At 65.9% G+C, this 14853-nt stretch carries 17 protein-coding genes; 12 read left to right on the top strand and 5 right to left on the bottom strand.

The features are described 5' to 3' along the window. The first annotated feature begins 100 nt into the window (after positions 1-100). From IP86_RS24365 to IP86_RS24390, 6 genes are all read left to right on the top strand, one after another. Entirely contained in the window at positions 101-1318 is a 1218-nt protein-coding gene (locus IP86_RS24365; RefSeq protein ID WP_054165025.1) for a vWA domain-containing protein, read from the top strand. A gap of 21 nt (positions 1319-1339) precedes the next feature. Beyond that, positions 1340-1663 (top strand): XdhC family protein, encoded by a 324-nt coding sequence (locus IP86_RS24370; RefSeq protein ID WP_054165026.1) that lies wholly within the window; start codon positions 1340-1342, stop codon positions 1661-1663. A gap of 192 nt (positions 1664-1855) precedes the next feature. Further along, positions 1856-2557 carry an XdhC family protein gene (locus IP86_RS24375; RefSeq protein ID WP_054165027.1) on the top strand — a complete coding sequence of 234 codons (702 nt, stop codon included), beginning with the start codon at positions 1856-1858 and terminating at the stop codon, positions 2555-2557. Continuing rightward, complete coding sequence (locus IP86_RS24380) at positions 2554-4164, top strand: NTP transferase domain-containing protein (protein ID WP_054165028.1); 1611 nt, start codon at positions 2554-2556, stop codon at positions 4162-4164. Before IP86_RS24375 ends, IP86_RS24380 begins: the two co-directional genes overlap by 4 nt. Before the next feature lie 126 nt (positions 4165-4290). Further along, positions 4291-4617, top strand: a complete 327-nt coding sequence (locus IP86_RS24385) for a DUF4189 domain-containing protein (RefSeq protein WP_054165050.1) — start codon at positions 4291-4293, stop codon at positions 4615-4617. Positions 4618-4659: 42 nt separating this feature from the next. After that, positions 4660-5070 carry a DUF2000 family protein gene (locus IP86_RS24390; protein ID WP_054165029.1) on the top strand — a complete coding sequence of 137 codons (411 nt, stop codon included), beginning with the start codon at positions 4660-4662 and terminating at the stop codon, positions 5068-5070. Positions 5071-5091: 21 nt separating this feature from the next. Here the strand turns inward: IP86_RS24390 and IP86_RS24395 are convergent, their stop codons facing one another. Then, positions 5092-5298: a hypothetical protein gene (locus IP86_RS24395; protein ID WP_054165030.1), complete on the bottom strand. Its 207-nt coding sequence runs from the start codon at positions 5296-5298 to the stop codon at positions 5092-5094. Positions 5299-5450: 152 nt separating this feature from the next. Here IP86_RS24395 and IP86_RS24400 point away from each other — a divergent pair, with 152 nt between their 5' ends. The 5 genes from IP86_RS24400 to IP86_RS24420 are packed head-to-tail and all read left to right on the top strand — an operon-like array spanning position 5451 to position 10422. Further along, a complete protein-coding gene (locus IP86_RS24400) occupies positions 5451-6188 on the top strand; it encodes a TetR/AcrR family transcriptional regulator (protein ID WP_054165031.1) in 738 nt (245 codons plus the stop codon). Beyond that, positions 6185-6994 carry an HlyD family secretion protein gene (locus IP86_RS24405; protein ID WP_054165032.1) on the top strand — a complete coding sequence of 270 codons (810 nt, stop codon included), beginning with the start codon at positions 6185-6187 and terminating at the stop codon, positions 6992-6994. The genes IP86_RS24400 and IP86_RS24405 overlap by 4 nt, the downstream gene beginning before the upstream one ends. Then, entirely contained in the window at positions 6991-7923 is a 933-nt protein-coding gene (locus tag IP86_RS24410) for an ABC transporter ATP-binding protein (RefSeq protein ID WP_054165033.1), read from the top strand. Before IP86_RS24405 ends, IP86_RS24410 begins: the two co-directional genes overlap by 4 nt. Next, complete coding sequence (locus IP86_RS24415; RefSeq protein ID WP_054165034.1) at positions 7920-9089, top strand: ABC transporter permease; 1170 nt, start codon at positions 7920-7922, stop codon at positions 9087-9089. The genes IP86_RS24410 and IP86_RS24415 overlap by 4 nt, the downstream gene beginning before the upstream one ends. 13 nt (positions 9090-9102) lie before the next feature. After that, positions 9103-10422, top strand: a complete 1320-nt coding sequence (locus IP86_RS24420) for an adenylate/guanylate cyclase domain-containing protein (protein WP_082364243.1) — start codon at positions 9103-9105, stop codon at positions 10420-10422. A gap of 3 nt (positions 10423-10425) precedes the next feature. Here IP86_RS24420 and bcsS read toward each other — a convergent pair whose 3' ends face one another. The 4 genes from bcsS to IP86_RS24440 all read right to left on the bottom strand — a co-directional run bounded on the left by bcsS (position 10426) and on the right by IP86_RS24440 (position 13413). Then, a complete protein-coding gene (bcsS, locus tag IP86_RS24425; protein ID WP_245290729.1) occupies positions 10426-11430 on the bottom strand; it encodes a cellulose biosynthesis protein BcsS in 1005 nt (334 codons plus the stop codon). Positions 11431-11768: 338 nt separating this feature from the next. Then, positions 11769-12008, bottom strand: coding sequence for a hypothetical protein (locus IP86_RS24430; protein ID WP_054165036.1), 240 nt, complete (start codon positions 12006-12008; stop codon positions 11769-11771). A 114-nt stretch (positions 12009-12122) separates the two neighbouring features. Beyond that, the gene (locus tag IP86_RS24435; RefSeq protein WP_054165037.1) at positions 12123-12584 is read right to left on the bottom strand and encodes a DUF488 domain-containing protein; all 462 of its coding nucleotides are present in this window, start codon (positions 12582-12584) and stop codon (positions 12123-12125) included. 25 nt (positions 12585-12609) lie between these two features. Next, complete coding sequence (locus IP86_RS24440; protein ID WP_054165038.1) at positions 12610-13413, bottom strand: DUF72 domain-containing protein; 804 nt, start codon at positions 13411-13413, stop codon at positions 12610-12612. A 298-nt stretch (positions 13414-13711) separates the two neighbouring features. On the opposite strand from IP86_RS24440, the gene IP86_RS24445 reads away from it, so the two are divergent. Further along, entirely contained in the window at positions 13712-14845 is a 1134-nt protein-coding gene (locus IP86_RS24445; protein WP_054165039.1) for a glycosyltransferase, read from the top strand. The last annotated feature ends 8 nt before the right edge of the window (positions 14846-14853 follow it).

The following is a 14853-nucleotide window of genomic DNA, read 5'->3' on the forward strand; positions in this document are numbered from 1 at the left end:
CGCGTCGCCCTCACCCCAGCCCTCTCCCGCAAGCGGGAGAGGGAGCAGGCCGTGCTCGGAGTGAGGTCGCGGCCCTAACGAGTTGAGAGGTTGTGCTTACATGCAGCGTAACCCTACTGCCGCGATGGATCATCTCAATCCGGCGACCGGCCGGATGGCGGATAATGTCGTTGGCTTCGCGCGGGCGCTGCGTGCCGCGGGGTTGCCGGTCGGGCCGGGCGCGGTGATCGATGCGCTCGACGCGCTACAGCTGATCGACATAGGCCAGCGTGACGATCTCTACGCGACGCTGGAAGCGATCTTCGTCAAGCGCCGCGAGCATCTGTTGATCTTCGAGCAGGCCTTCGCGCTGTTCTTCCGGGCCGCGGAGGATTGGCAGAACATGCTCGACTCAATTCCGCTGCCCGACGCCGCCAAGAAGAAGCCGCCGCCAGCGTCGCGCCGCGTGCAGGAGGCGATGTCGCCGTCGGCGACGCGCGACCTGCCGTCGGCCGAAGAGCAGGAGCTGCAGCTTGCGGTGTCCGACAAGGAGATCCTGCAGAAGAAGGACTTTGCGCAGATGAGCGCGGCGGAAATCGCCGAGGTCACGCGCGCCATCGCCCGCATGAAGCTGCCGCAGGCGGAGTTACGCACCCGCCGCGTCCGTCCCGACAAGCGTGGCCTCAAGCTCGATCTGCGCCGCACCCTGCGCGCCTCGCTGCGCAGCGGCGGCGAGATCGTCGACATCCGCCGGCTCGGGCTGATCGACAAGCCGGCGCCGATCGTGGCGCTGCTGGATATCTCCGGGTCGATGAGCGAGTACACGCGACTGTTCCTGCACTTCCTCCACGCCATCACCGACGACCGCAAGCGGGTTTCGACCTTTCTGTTCGGCACGCGGCTGAGCAACGTCACCCGCGCGCTGCGCCAGCGCGATCCGGACGAGGCGCTGGCGAGTTGCACGTCCTCGGTCGAGGATTGGGCCGGCGGCACGCGGATCGCCACCTCGCTGCACAGCTTCAATAAATTGTGGGCGCGGCGCGTGCTCGGGCAGGGTGCGATCGTGCTCTTGATCTCCGACGGGCTGGAGCGCGAGGCCGACACCAAGCTGGCGTTCGAGATGGACCGGCTGCATCGCTCCTGCCGCCGGCTGATCTGGCTCAACCCGCTGCTGCGCTATCAGGGCTTCGAACCGCGCGCCCAGGGCATCAAAATGATGCTGCCCTACGTTGACGAATTCCGTCCGGTACATAATTTGACGTCGATGCAAACCTTGATCGAGGCGTTGTCGTCGGCTCCGCCGCCGCACCATTTCAGCGCGATCCGCTCCGCCGCCTGACCCACGCCGAGGAGACGTCCCATGCTCGACAGCAACGAAGACATTCTCAAAGCGGCGGAGGACTGGAAGAGCGCCGGCCGCGGCGTCGCGCTCGCCACCGTGGTCGAGACCTGGGGCTCTGCGCCGCGCCCTGCCGGCTCCAATCTCGTGATCAATGACGACGGCACGTTCCTCGGCTCGGTCTCGGGCGGCTGCGTCGAGGGCGCGGTGGTGACCGAGGCGCTCGACGTGATCGAGAGCGGCGAGCCGAAGCTGCTGGAATTCGGCGTCGCCGACGAGACCGCCTGGAAGGTCGGGCTGTCCTGCGGCGGCACCATCCGGGTGTTCGTCGAAAAGGTCGGTTAGTCGCGGGCGGCGAGATCGCGACCGAGGAAGTGAGAGTTTCTCCGTCATTGCGAGCGAAGCGAAGCAATCCAGAGCGCAGTGCACGGAGCCGGATTGCTTCGTCGCTTCGCTTCTCGCAATGACGGTTTCCAATTCTGACGCCGTTATCTCGGCTGGTTCTAATGAGCGACTAAGGCAAAGTGGGGCGCTGACGTGAAGTTCGAAACGCTGCAACAGCTCAACACCGAGCGCGCCGCGCGTCGTCCGGCGATCGTCGTCACCGACACCGCGACCGGCGAGCAGAGGCTGGTGAAGGCCGCCGACATCGCCGCCGATCCACTCGCCGCTGAATTGTCCAAGCAGCTGCGCATGGGCAAGAGCGCGACTATCGAGGCGGATGGCAAGAAGCTGTTTCTCAATGTCTACGCGCCGACTGCCAAATTGGTGATCGTCGGCGCAGTCCATATCAGTCAGGCGCTCGCGCCGCTGGCGCGGTCGCTCGGCTACGACGTCACCGTGGTCGATCCGCGCACCGCCTTCGCCAGCCCGGAGCGCTTTCCGGACGTGCCGCTGATCGCCGAATGGCCCGACGTCGCGCTGCCGCCGCTGAACATCGATCGCTACACGGCTTTCGTGGCGCTGACGCACGATCCGAAGATCGACGATCCGGCGCTGCTGCATGCGTTCGAACGCGACTGCTTCTACATCGGCGCGCTCGGGTCCAAGAAGACGCATGGCCGCCGCGTCGAGCGGCTGAAGGAGCAGGGTGCCAGCGAGGCGGATGTCGGCCGCATCCACGCGCCGATCGGGCTCGCCATCGGCGCGGTGTCGCCGGCCGAGATCGCGGTGTCGATCATGGCCGAAATCACCGCGACGCTGCGGCTGCCCGCAACATCCAAAGCGGCCGCAGCATGAAGTTCGGGCCGCGGCGGCCGGCGGAAGCGATCGGCGGCGTCGCCGTGCATTCGCTGCGGCAGAATGGATTGCTGCTGAAGAAGGGCACGCTGATCGGCGAGGCGGAAGTCGCGGCGCTGGAGAAGGCCGGCGTCGCCGAGATCGTAGTCGTGCAGCTCGAACCCGGCGACGTCTCGGAAGATGTGGCGGCCGGTGATGTCGCTAACGCCGTTGCGGGCGAGGGCGTGACGGTCGAGCGTGCGTTCACCGGCCGTGCCAATCTGTTCGCCAGCCGCGCCGGCGTGCTGGTGATCGACCGCGCCGCGGTCGACCGCGTCAACGCCGTCGATGAAGCGATCACTTTTGCCACGCTGCCGGCGTTCAAGCCGGTGGTCGAAGGCGAAATGATCGGGACCGTCAAGCTGATCCCGTTCGGAGTCGAAGCGCGGCTGCGCGACGCGGCGGTGGCCGCAGCGCAGGGCGCCGCGCTGCGGGTCGCGCCCTACAAGGTGAAGCGCGTCGGCGTGGTGTCGACGCAGTTACCTGGCCTCGCCGCCAAAGTGATCGACAAGACTTTGCGCGTCACCGCCGAGCGCCTGGCACCGGCCGGTGCCGCGATCATCGCCGAGCGCCGCATTGCGCACGATCAGGCGCAGCTTGCCGACGCGCTCAAGGAGCTACTCGGCCTCGGTGCCGAGCTGGTGATCGTTTTCGGCGCCTCGGCGATCGCCGATCGCCGCGATGTGATTCCTGCGGCGATCGAAACGGTCGGCGGTCGCATTGAGCATTTCGGCATGCCGGTCGACCCCGGCAATCTGCTCCTGATCGGTTCGGCTTCCGGCGTGCCGGTGCTCGGCGCGCCGGGCTGCGCGCGTTCGCCGGTCGAGAACGGCTTCGACTGGGTGCTGATGCGGCTGCTCGCCGGGCTGACCGTGACGCGCGCCGATATCACTGGCCTCGGGGTCGGCGGGCTGCTGATGGAGATCGTGACGCGGCCCCAGCCGCGCGTGCCGGTCGCCGAAGGCGGCCGCAACGTCGCGGCGATCATCCTGGCCGCCGGCCGCTCGACCCGGATGGGCGGGCCGAACAAGCTGCTGGCGGAGCTGAACGGCAAGCCGATGGTGCGGATCGTCGCCGAGCAGGTGATCGCCTGCAAGGCGGCCAAGGCGGCGCGTCCGATCGTCGTAACCGGTCACCAGGCCGAAAAGGTCGAGGCTGCGCTGGCGGGGCTCGACCTCGGCTTCGTGCACAATGCGGACTACGCCGATGGCCTGGCCTCGTCGGTGAAGACCGGCATCGCCGCGGTCAGCGACGACGCCGATGGCGCGGTGGTCTGCCTCGGCGACATGCCACTTGTCGGCACGCAGTTGGTGGATCGGCTGATCGACGCCTTCGATCCGGATCGCGGCGCGCTGATCGTGGTGCCGGTCGCGGACGGCCGCCGCGGCAATCCGGTCCTGTGGTCGCGGCGGTTCTTCGCCGAGCTGATGACGCTCGGCGGCGATGTCGGCGCCCGGCATCTGATCGCCAAACACGCAGAGGCCGTCACTGAAGTCCCGGTCGAAGGCAGCGGTGCCTTCCTCGACATCGACACGCCCGACGCGCTGGATCAGGCCCGGCGCGGCTAGCGCGACGGATTATTCACCAAGTTGAAAGTCCTGGCCCGATAAAGTTCCTCTGGGGATTACTCGGGGAGGACGATCTTGAAACGGATCGCTGCCGCGCGCGGTCGCGCGCTTTGTGCTGCCTTGTTGATGGCCGTGGGCGCGTTCGCGCCGGCTCACGCCGCGGGCGCGATGGCCGTCGGCAAATGCGGCGCCTATGGCCAGGCGTTTGATTATTCGGCGGAAGCCGCCGCGATCGCCGCCGCGCGCAAGAAGTGCAACGGCGACTGCACCACCATTACCATGCGCAGGGCGTGCGCGGCGCTGGCGATCGATCTGCTCAATCCCTGCGGGGCCCACGGCTACGCGGTCGAGGCGAAGATTTCTTCGACCCTCAACGAAGCCACCCGCAAATGCTACGAATACGGCGGCAAGGAATGCGTCATCCGCGCCTGGGCATGCGACGCCAAAGGGTGACGACGGGCTGACATGCCGCGCGATTTCGGTTAGTCGTGCGTCATGCAGTTCGATACCAAGATCGCGTTGGTGATCCGCACCGACCTCGAAGCCTGGCAGAAGCTGAATGTCGCCGCGTTCCTGTCCTCGGGCATCGCCGCGGCTTTTCTGGAGTGTATCGGCGAGCCGTATCAGGACGGTAGTGATACGCCTTATCACGCGCTGATCGGCCAGCCGATCTTGATCTATGGTGCCGACAAAGCCGCCCTTTCACGTGCGCTCGATCGCGCCCTGGCCCGCAACGTGACGCCGGCGATCTACACCGCCGAGATGTTCAAGACCACCCACGATGCTGCCAACCGCGAGGCGGTCCGGGCGGTGCAGCGGCCGGATCTCGATCTGGTCGGGCTAGCGGTCCGGGCGGACCGCAAGGTGGTCGACAAGATTCTGGACGGCCTCAAGTTTCATACCTGATTTGCCGTCGTCGGCGCCTGCTTAGTCCGGCATGGTCTGGGCGCGTTCTCCCGCGCCCGGCACCGGCTGGCCGGTCTCCTTGCGGTCCTCGGCGCGATAATTCGCCTTGGTCGCGGCCTCGGTAAGCTGCTTCTCCGCAGCGGTGCGCCGACGATTGCGCATCAGCCCGTAGGCGATCGCGGCTGCGAGGATGAGGATGCCGATCCCCCACATCCATTCGGTCGACATGAGCTTTCCTCCGTTGGTGGCTATCGTTCCTGCATGACAATCACGGGTCCGGGTGCTCGTTCCGTCCGGTCAGTGACTCCCCCGACGCACGAAGTCGCACCCTCCGGGATCATCCGGATTGATTATGACTGACTGGTCAGTCATAATTGGGAATGACCAAGCCGAAGCACCCTCCCAAGACGAAGCAGCCATCGAAGACAGCGGCTCCGCCGGCGCCGCCCAAGCCGAGTTCCCGCTCGCCTGCCGCGAGCGCCGGACGCGCCTCCCGTCGCCAGGACGAGACGTCGTCGCTTCGGGCGCTGCGGGCGGCCGAGCGACGCGCCGCGATTGTCGAGGCGGCGCTGGAGGAATTCACGGCCCGCGGCTTCGCCGCGACGCGGCTGGACGACGTCGCCAAGCGCGCCGGCGTCGCCAAGGGCACGATCTATCTGTACTTCGCCGACAAAGAGACGCTGTTCCAGGAATTGCTGCGGTTCTCGCTGCTGCCGCTGATCGGCGAACTCGGCGCTCCGCCACCGCCCGGCGTCTCGGCGCGGACGATGTTTGAAACCTTCGTCGAAGTCTTCGTCCGCGAGGTGACCGAGACCAAGCGCGCCGACCTGCTGCGGCTGCTGATCTCCGAGGGGAAATGGTTTCCTTCGCTGGCCGAGTTTCATTATCGAGAAGTCGTCGTGCACGGCATTGCCGCGATGCGGCGGGTGATCGCCTACGGCATCGAGCGCGGCGAGATCCGCAACAAGGCGCTGCTCGACTATCCGCAACTGCTCATGGCGCCCGCGATGCTGACCGTGGTGTGGCAGGGCCTGTTCAATCGCTTTGCGCCGCTCGACGCCCGCGCCCTGCTGCGGACGCACATCGACATTCTGTTCGACAAAGGAAACGCGCCATGATCGCGCGATCGCTCACTGTCGTCATCGCGGCCGGCGCGCTGCTTGCACTCGCCGGCTGCGGCAACAACACCGATCGCGGCTACCAGGGCTGGGTCGAGGCCGACCTGATCTTCGTCAGCCCGGACGAGTCCGGCCGTATCACCAAGCTGACGGTGCGCGAAGGCGACGAAGCGCGCAAGGGCGAGTTGATCTACACGCTCGACGACGATCTGCAGCAGGCCGACCTCAACCAGAACAACGCCACGCTCGCCAACGCCAAACAGAGTTTCGACCGCGCCCAGTCGCTGTCGAAGACGGGTTCGGGCACCCAGGCCAATCTCGATGCGGCGGTGTCGGCGCTGCGCGTCGCCGAGGCACGGGTCGAGACCTCGAAGACGCGGTTGGCCCGGCGCCAAGTCTATGCGCCTGTCACCGGTCCGGTACAGCAGATCTACTTCCGCGAAGGCGAGATGGTGGCGGCGCAGAAGCCGGTGCTGTCGATTCTGCCGCCTGGCAACATGAAGCTGCGCTTCTACGTGCCCGAACCGGTCCTGCCGCAGCTTTCGATCGGCGACAGCGTGCGGGTCACCTGCGACGGCTGCGCACCGGATCTCACCGCCAAGATCTACTTCATCGCCACCCAGGCGGAATATACCCCGCCGGTCATCTACAGCCTCGATGAGCGCAACAAACTGGTCTACCTGATCCAGGCGCGGCCGGATCGGCCGACGGCGCTGCGCGTCGGTCAGCCGGTCAGCATTTTCCCGATGCCGAAAACCGCCGCATCGCCGCAGACGCCGCAGAGCGGGGCGGGTGCGAAGTCATGACCGCGGCCGCCGAGATAGCTATCGACGTCAAAGGACTGACCAAGTCCTTTAACGGCCGCGAGGTGGTGCACGATCTGTCGATGCAGGTGAAGCGCGGCTCGATCTACGGCTTTCTCGGCCCGAACGGCTCCGGCAAGACCACCACGATCCGCATGTTGTGTGGGCTGCTGACGCCGGACAGCGGCGAGGGCACCTGCCTCGGCTACGACATCACGCGTGACGCCGACAAGATCAAGCGCCAGGTCGGCTACATGACGCAGCGATTCAGCCTGTATCAGGACCTCTCGGTGCGCGAGAACCTGGAGTTTGTCGCAAGGCTGTACGGCGTGCCGGATGCGCGCGGTGCGGCGCGCGACATGATCAAGCGGCTTGGCCTGTCCGGCCGCGAGGAGCAGCTTGCCGGCGAATTGTCGGGCGGCTGGAAGCAGCGGCTGGCGCTCGGCGCCTGCACGCTGCCGAACCCGCAATTGCTGCTGCTCGACGAGCCGACCGCCGGCGTCGATCCGAAGGCGCGGCGCGACTTCTGGAACGAGATCCACGCGCTCGCCGCCGAAGGGCTCACCGTGCTGGTCTCGACCCACTACATGGACGAGGCGGAGCGCTGCCATGAGATCGCCTACATCGCTTATGGTTATCTGCTGGCGCACGGCACCGTCGAGCAGGTGATCGCTGCCTCGCAGCTCGCCACCTGGGTGGTGACCGGCGAGGGGCTCGGCGCGCTGGCGCACGAGCTCGCCGGCAAGCCCGGCGTCGACATGGTGGCGCCGTTCGGCAGCAGCCTGCACGTCTCCGGCCGCGATCATGCTGCGCTCGAAGCGACGCTGGCGCCGTATCGCGCCAACGCCGATCAGCACTGGCAGCACGGCGCGCCGTCGCTGGAGGACGTGTTCATCGAGCTGATGAGCCGCAGCAAGGACAACTTCCAATGAGCGCGGCGGATGACAACACGCCGCGTATCCAGCCGCTCCCGCGGCAGCGCTTCGGCTTCCTGCGACGCACCTATGCGATGCTGGTGAAAGAACTGATCCAGCTGCGCCGCGACCGCCTGACCTTCGCGATGATCATCGTCATCCCGGTGATGCAGCTCTGTCTGTTCGGCTACGCCATCAACACTACGCCGCGGCATCTGCCGACCGCGGTGCTGTTGCAGGAGGACAGCGATCTCGGCCGCTCCATCCTCAAGGCACTTGAGAACACCGCGTACTTCCAGTTCGTGCACGAGGTGCAGAGCGTTGCCGAATTCGACGCACTGCTGCTGTCCGGCAAGGTGCTGTTCGGCGTCGAGATCCCGCGTGGCTTCGAGCGCGCGGTGCGGCGCGGCGACAAGCCGGCGCTGCTGGTCGCCGCCGATGCCACCGATCCGGTCGCAGCCGGCTCGGCGCTGTCGGCGCTCGGCGCCATCGTGCAATCCGCGCTGGAGCACGACCGCGTGGCCGGCGATCCCGGCAATCCGCCGTTCGAGATCCGCGCCCATGCGCGCTACAACCCGGCCGCCTCGTCGCGGCTCAACATCGTGCCGGGGCTGGTCGGCACTATCCTGACCATGACGATGCTGATCTTCACCGCGCTGTCGGTGACGCGCGAGATCGAGCGCGGCACGATGGAAAACCTGCTGGCGATGCCGATCACGCCGGTCGAGGTGATGCTCGGTAAGATCCTGCCCTATGTCGGCGTCGGCTTCATCCAGGCGTCGCTGATCATCGGCATTGGCGTGTTTTTGTTCGGCGTGCCGCTGCGCGGCAGCCTGCCGCTGCTGGCCCTGCTGTCGACGCTGTTCATCACCACCAATCTGGCGATCGGCTACACCTTCTCGACGCTGGTGCAGAATCAGCTGCAGGCGATGCAGGCTTCGATGATGTTCTTCCTGCCATCGATCCTGTTGTCGGGCTTCATGTTTCCCTTCGCCGGGATGCCGCGCTGGGCGCAATATATCGGCGAGTGTCTGCCGCTGACGCATTACCTCCGCATCGTCCGCGCCATCATGCTGAAGGGCTCGACGCTGGAAAACCTGCGCTACGACACGCTGGCGCTGGCGGCGCTGATGCTTGTGGCGATGACCATCGCGGTGACGCGCTTCCGCCGGACGTTGGACTGAACGGGAGCGCCAGATGCAGATGCGATGGCGCAGAGCGAAGGCGAGGGCGCGACGGCGCTCGCTGTCGGACGACGTACGCAGCACGCTGACCCGCGAGATCCTGCAAACCGAATTGTTACGTGCCAAGGCGCTGCTCGCCACCGTCACACTGCTGCTCGGCGTGCTGCTGGTCTCCTATTGGTTTTTCCCGGCCGCGATCGAGAAGATCTGGCGCGGCCATTTCTCGCTGTGGCCGCTGCTGGTGTCCTATCTGCCGCTGCTCGTATTCGAGCTCTCGGCCATGGTTTATCTTCGTCGCCGTCTGGCGACCGGCCGCGACGGCCCGCAAATCGGCCGCTATATCGGCGTCCTGATCGAAACCAGCCTGCCGACCGTCGCCATCTATCTGCAGATGGAAAGCATGGGTTCGGCGCAGGCGCTCGCCTTCGCGGCGCCGCTCGGCTATTTCATCTTCATCATCCTGTCGACGCTGTGGCTCGATCTTCGATTGTCGCTGTTCACCGGTTTCGTCGCGGCGGCCGAATTGCTCGGCATTGCGATGCTGTATCATCCGCCCGGCTTCCCCCACGAGCCACCTCCGGATTTCGCCTTTCATCTGATCCGCAGCTTGATGGTGTTGACCTGCGGCCTGCTCGCCGGCGGCGTCGGCGCCCAGCTGCGGCGGCAGTTCGAGAGGTCGATCAACGCCGCAGATGCGCGCGATCGGGTCACCAACCTGTTCGGCCAGCACGTCTCGCCGCAGGTCGTCGAGCAATTGCTCGCCGCTGGCGCCGAGGGACGCGGCGAGACGCGCCGCGTCGTGGTGATGTTCGTCGATTTCCGCAACTTCACCGGCGCAGCGCGGGCGCGCACGCCGAGTGAGGTGGTGGCGCGGCTCGACGAGGCTTTCGAAGTTCTTGTCGAGGTCCTCGAGCAGCATGGCGGCATCGTCAACAAGTTTCTCGGCGACGGCTTCCTCGCGCTGTTCGGCGCACCGATCGAAGATCCGGACGCTGCGGCTGGCGCAGTCGCGGCGGGGCGCGAGATGCTGTCGGCGATGGAGGAGAACAACGCCGGCCACCCCTGGCCGCTGCGGATCGGCATCAGCATTCACATCGGCGACGCGGTGGTCGGCACGGTCGGCTCGCCGCGGCGCAAGGAGTACACGGTGATCGGCGACACCGTGAACTTCGCGGCTCGGCTGGAATCCCTCAACAAGGAGTTCGGCACGCAGTTGCTGATTTCGTCGGCGATCCGGGACGAGGTCGGCGCCGCGGCGGCCGATGCCGAGATGGTCGGCCGCGTCACCATGCGCGGCTATGCCGAGCCGGTCTCGGCCTGGAGTCTGGGCTGACGGTCACGGCCGCATCTGCGCGGCAAGGCGCGCGTAGCTGCCGGTGCGGCCGAAGCTGTCGCTGACATAGCCCATCGCCGCGGACCATTCGAGCGGACCGGACACGAGGCCGGTGAGGTGGAAGCCCAGACGCGTCTGCCGACTGAACTCGTCGCGCGATCCGGAGAATTCCGGCCCGACCCAGAACGCATCGATCAGGCGCCAGCCGGCTGCGGCGCGAAAGCCGTATCCGGCCGCGATCGTAGTCGCATAGAACGAGGTGGTCAGCATCAGCTCCGGGATCGGCTGTGCCCAGGCTTCCGCGGCGACGCGCAGACCCGCATGCGCACCTCGCCACTTCGAGGCCGGATCGTCGGGCGTAAGGTTGTGATGTTCGAAGTCGGCGCCAGCGAATAGCTTCAACTCGAACTCGCCGGCTTTGAAACGCCATCCCGGCATAATCGCGGCGCGGAAGATGTCGGTGGTGTAGAGACGGCGCGAACCCTGATAGCGCTCGGCACCGTTCGAGAGCGAGAGCCGCACCACGAAGCCGTCATTGTTGAGTCCGTTCTGCGCCCAGTGTAGGCCCGCGGAGGCGGAACTGCCGTTGCTCCACACATCGTAGCCGCCGAACAGCAGCACCTGATCGGCCGTCGATCCGCCGCTCAAAGCAGGCGCAGAGCTGGGAAACGGCGTGAGCATCGCTAGTGCAGTGGTATTGGCGGATAAAGAAGCGGGTCCGGCTTCGGCGGCGGGCGTGCTGGTGTCGAGGGGCGCCTTGAGTCCTGCGGCAAGCCCTGCGCCAAGCCCGACACCGAGTTCGGCTTCGAGGCTGGCCTCGAGGCCGCTCGGCGGAAAATCGCCCGAGTCGAAATCTTCCGCCTCCTCGGAGGCTGCGTCACTCGCGCCGGTGAGCTGAGCGATGCTCTGCGCAGCGCCGCTGTGTTCCGCGCTGCTACGCTCGACCGTGATGGCCTGTGCGAGCGCGCCGAATGCTCCGGTCCCGACGACCGCGGCTACGCTCAACACGCGCACCCAACTGACGCAACGCACCGCAACTCATCCCGAACGCAATTACTTGATGAAGTAATGCGTGGATTAGAACAGCGGCGTTATTCCTTGTCCAGTGACAACGATGCGACGAATGAGTGGCCTTATCCCATCACCTTTTTTGGCGAGCTTTGTCCTGCGAATGCCCGACATAACTCGATGAATGCAGCTGCTGACGTCATGGGGCATGTTCAGGCCCGGCATTCCAGTCTGGCGTCAGATATCGTGCGAAGGCTGGGGTGGCGGCGGGGAGCGCGGCCATGACGAAGCGGATAGGTCGCTACGCCATGCAGCCGCGCTCATTCAACGTCCATATGTCAGCGCGGAACAGTCGCGATGGCGTGTTCGAGCGCAACGGCAATCTTGCGGTCGATGTCGTGCATGCCGTCCACATAGGCTTCGGATAGCGACAGCCCTTCCGGCGAATTCGGATCGGCGCGGGCGATGGTCTCGAAATGATGACGCAGCTTGTCGGGCGCGGGATGCGCCTTGATTACGGCGTTGGCGAAGTTCAGCAGCGCCTTGATCTGGCCGTTCATGAAATCGATTTTGTCCATTACCTGTACCTCTGCGCTCAACTGTCGGATGCGGGCGGACGCTATCAGCCGGAGGGCGGCTTGCGATTGATCCGGCGCAAGCGAGAGGCGCAAGCGACAGCTCGCCGCAGCCGCTCAGATCTGCGGCGCGGCCAGGTTTTTGACTGTCACGCGGTCACGCTCCGCGACGAGTTCGGCGATCCATTGCCGATGACACTGGCGATGATCGCGCTCGTAGCACAGGATGCAGACGGGGCCCGCCTTCATGACCAGTGACGACAGCTCGTCCATCTGCTCGCGCGCCTGCGGCGTCTTGAGGTGCGCGTCGTAGATCCGATGCAGCGCGTCCATGCGGCCGCTGCGAGCCGCCTCGCGCCCCTCCTTCGGCGTGCCGAGGCCGCGCAGATGTAGATACCCGATACCGCGCGCATCGAGACCGGAGGCGAGTTGCGACTTCGAAAATCCCGGGCGACGGGACGCTGCCACCGCACGGACATCGATCAGCAGCTTTACGCCGGCTTGCTGCAACTCGTCTAGCACCGCGTCGGCGGGAGTCTGTTCGTAGCCGATGGTGAACAGCGTCTTGGCTTTGCCCATGCGACCGCCTCCCATGCGAACGAGCCTAGCCCACCAGCCGGATCAACTCCATCGCGGCGGCTGGGGCGCGGACCTTACCCTCGTGGATCACGTAGGCGAACACGTCGCGCTTTTGTTTCTTCGCGTGTCCGGCGCCGACCTTCGGCAGGTCGTCCGGCTCGCCGCCGCTTGCCCAGGTTTCCAGTCGCTTGGCCCAGGCGGCAAGTGCCTTCGGCGGGTAGCCGGTCGCAATGTCGTCCTTGCCTTTCTGCAGCCGGGCATAGACGAAGTCGCCGACCACGTCGGCGATCTCCGGATAGGTCGCATGCTCGGAATACACCGGCGGGACATCGTGTTCGCGGAGCAGGGCGATGAAGTCCGGCGTGCAGAAGCTGTCGTGCCGGACTTCGACGACATGGCGCAGCGCGCGGCCGTCGATCTCACGCGGCAGCAACGCCAGAAACGCGCCGAAATCGACCGGGTCGAATTTCTTGGTCGGAGCGAACTGCCACAGCACCGGCCCGAGCCGGTCACCGAGTTCGAGCACGCCGGAATCGTAGAACCGCTTGATGCTGTCGCCGGCCTCGGCCAGCACCTTGCGGTTGGTCGCGAACCGCGGCCCCTTGAGCGAGAACACGAAGCCGTCCGGCACCTCGCTCGCCCATTTCCGGAAACTCTCTGGCTTCTGCGAGCCGTAGAAGGTGCCGTTGATCTCGATCGAGGTCAGCTTCGAGGCGGCGTATTCGAGCTCCCGCCGCTGCGGCAGCTTGTCCGGATAGAACACCCCGCGCCATGGCTCGAAAGTCCAGCCGCCGATCCCGATGCGGATGTCGCCCGCCTTGCTTTTCATTCCGGTTTCCCTCTTGCGAACCGCCCAGGCTGTACCTATCTTGCTTTCAACGGCGATGGTGCTGCTGGCGATCCCGTCACGCACCGCCCGCCGAACGGCCACAGAATAGTAGGGAGGGCCGGATGTACGCGCACCTGTTGTTCGTGGTCGTTAACGTTTGACCGGCTCCGCGCCGGGTCGTTCGGTGGGTCCATTGGGCCACTGACCTCTCCGTTTCCACCCGCTTCCCGATTGTCCTTCGGATTTGTAACGGAACGCGCCTTGGCAGCGTCCGTGGGCATCGATATACGCTGGCGCCATGAACCAAGCCAGCCCAGCGGTAGTGGAAACGCGCGCGCAGCCATCCGCAGCGCTCCAGTTGAGCGTCGTGGTGCCGACCTTCAACGAGCGCGACAATATCGAGCCGCTGTTCCGCAAGCTGGAAGCGGCGCTCCGCGGCGTGGCATGGGAAGTCATCTATGTCGATGACAACTCGCCGGACGGGACCTGGCAGGTGGTGCGCGAACTGGCGTCGCGCGAGCCACGGGTACGCTGCATTCGCCGGATCGGCCGGCGTGGACTGGCGGGTGCGTGTATCGAGGGTATCCTCGCCGCCAGCGCGCCGTTCGCTGCCGTGATGGACGCTGATCTGCAGCACGACGAGACCCGGCTCGGCCAGATGCTGGCCTTGCTCGAAAGCGGCTCGGCGGACCTCGTGGTCGGCAGCCGTTATGTCGAGGGCGGCAGCGCCGACAGCTTCGACAAGCAGCGCGCCGGCTTCAGCGCCCTCGCCACCACGCTGGCGCGGCAGGTGCTGAAGGTCGAGATCGCCGATCCGATGAGCGGCTTCTTCATGATCCGCCGCGACCGCTTCGAACAGCTCGCGCCGCAGCTCTCCACCCAGGGCTTCAAGATCCTGCTCGATGTCGTCGCCACCGGCGGCGGCAGCCTGCGAGCCGTCGAGGTGCCGTACAGCTTTGGCTCGCGGCTGCACGGCGAGAGCAAGCTCGACTCGATGGTGGCGCTGGATTTTCTCGGGCTGGTACTCGCCAAGTACAGCAACGACGTGCTGTCGCTGCGCTTCATCCTGTTCGCGTTGGTCGGCTCGACCGGCGTGATCGTGCATTTTCTCACGCTGTTCGTCGTGCTGAAAGTGTTTGAGCAGCCGTTCGCCGAAGCGCAGGCGATCGCCGCGTTGGTGGCGATGACCAGCAACTTCGTTCTCAACAACTTCCTGACTTATCGCGACCAGCGGCTGAAGGGCGTCGCCATCCTGCGCGGCCTGCTGCTGTTCTATCTGGTGTGCAGCGTCGGACTGCTCGCCAATGTCGGCGTCGCTTTCGCGGTCTACAACGAGCACATCACCTGGTGGTTGGCCGGCGCCGCGGGCGCCTTGATGGGCGTGGTCTGGAACTACGCGATGTCGGGCCTGTTCGTCTGGCGTAAGCGTTGACGTTCGCG

Source organism: Rhodopseudomonas sp. AAP120 (genome assembly GCF_001295845.1).
Classification (GTDB): Bacteria; Pseudomonadota; Alphaproteobacteria; order Rhizobiales; family Xanthobacteraceae; genus Rhodopseudomonas.

What these genes read in the sequence shown, in the direction of transcription:
- IP86_RS24430 (WP_054165036.1), bottom strand. Translation starts at nt 12,008, where the DNA reads ATGGACAAAATCGATTTCATGAACGGCCAGATCAAGGCGCTGCTGAAC.
- IP86_RS24400 (WP_054165031.1), top strand. Translation starts at nt 5,451, where the DNA reads ATGACCAAGCCGAAGCACCCTCCCAAGACGAAGCAGCCATCGAAGACA.
- IP86_RS24370 (WP_054165026.1), top strand. Translation starts at nt 1,340, where the DNA reads ATGCTCGACAGCAACGAAGACATTCTCAAAGCGGCGGAGGACTGGAAG.
- IP86_RS24390 (WP_054165029.1), top strand. Translation starts at nt 4,660, where the DNA reads ATGCAGTTCGATACCAAGATCGCGTTGGTGATCCGCACCGACCTCGAA.
- IP86_RS24410 (WP_054165033.1), top strand. Translation starts at nt 6,991, where the DNA reads ATGACCGCGGCCGCCGAGATAGCTATCGACGTCAAAGGACTGACCAAG.
- IP86_RS24420 (WP_082364243.1), top strand. Translation starts at nt 9,103, where the DNA reads ATGCAGATGCGATGGCGCAGAGCGAAGGCGAGGGCGCGACGGCGCTCG.
- IP86_RS24395 (WP_054165030.1), bottom strand. Translation starts at nt 5,298, where the DNA reads ATGTCGACCGAATGGATGTGGGGGATCGGCATCCTCATCCTCGCAGCC.
- IP86_RS24365 (WP_054165025.1), top strand. Translation starts at nt 101, where the DNA reads ATGCAGCGTAACCCTACTGCCGCGATGGATCATCTCAATCCGGCGACC.
- IP86_RS24385 (WP_054165050.1), top strand. Translation starts at nt 4,291, where the DNA reads ATGGCCGTGGGCGCGTTCGCGCCGGCTCACGCCGCGGGCGCGATGGCC.
- IP86_RS24440 (WP_054165038.1), bottom strand. Translation starts at nt 13,413, where the DNA reads ATGAAAAGCAAGGCGGGCGACATCCGCATCGGGATCGGCGGCTGGACT.
- IP86_RS24415 (WP_054165034.1), top strand. Translation starts at nt 7,920, where the DNA reads ATGAGCGCGGCGGATGACAACACGCCGCGTATCCAGCCGCTCCCGCGG.
- IP86_RS24445 (WP_054165039.1), top strand. Translation starts at nt 13,712, where the DNA reads ATGAACCAAGCCAGCCCAGCGGTAGTGGAAACGCGCGCGCAGCCATCC.
- IP86_RS24435 (WP_054165037.1), bottom strand. Translation starts at nt 12,584, where the DNA reads ATGGGCAAAGCCAAGACGCTGTTCACCATCGGCTACGAACAGACTCCC.
- IP86_RS24380 (WP_054165028.1), top strand. Translation starts at nt 2,554, where the DNA reads ATGAAGTTCGGGCCGCGGCGGCCGGCGGAAGCGATCGGCGGCGTCGCC.
- IP86_RS24405 (WP_054165032.1), top strand. Translation starts at nt 6,185, where the DNA reads ATGATCGCGCGATCGCTCACTGTCGTCATCGCGGCCGGCGCGCTGCTT.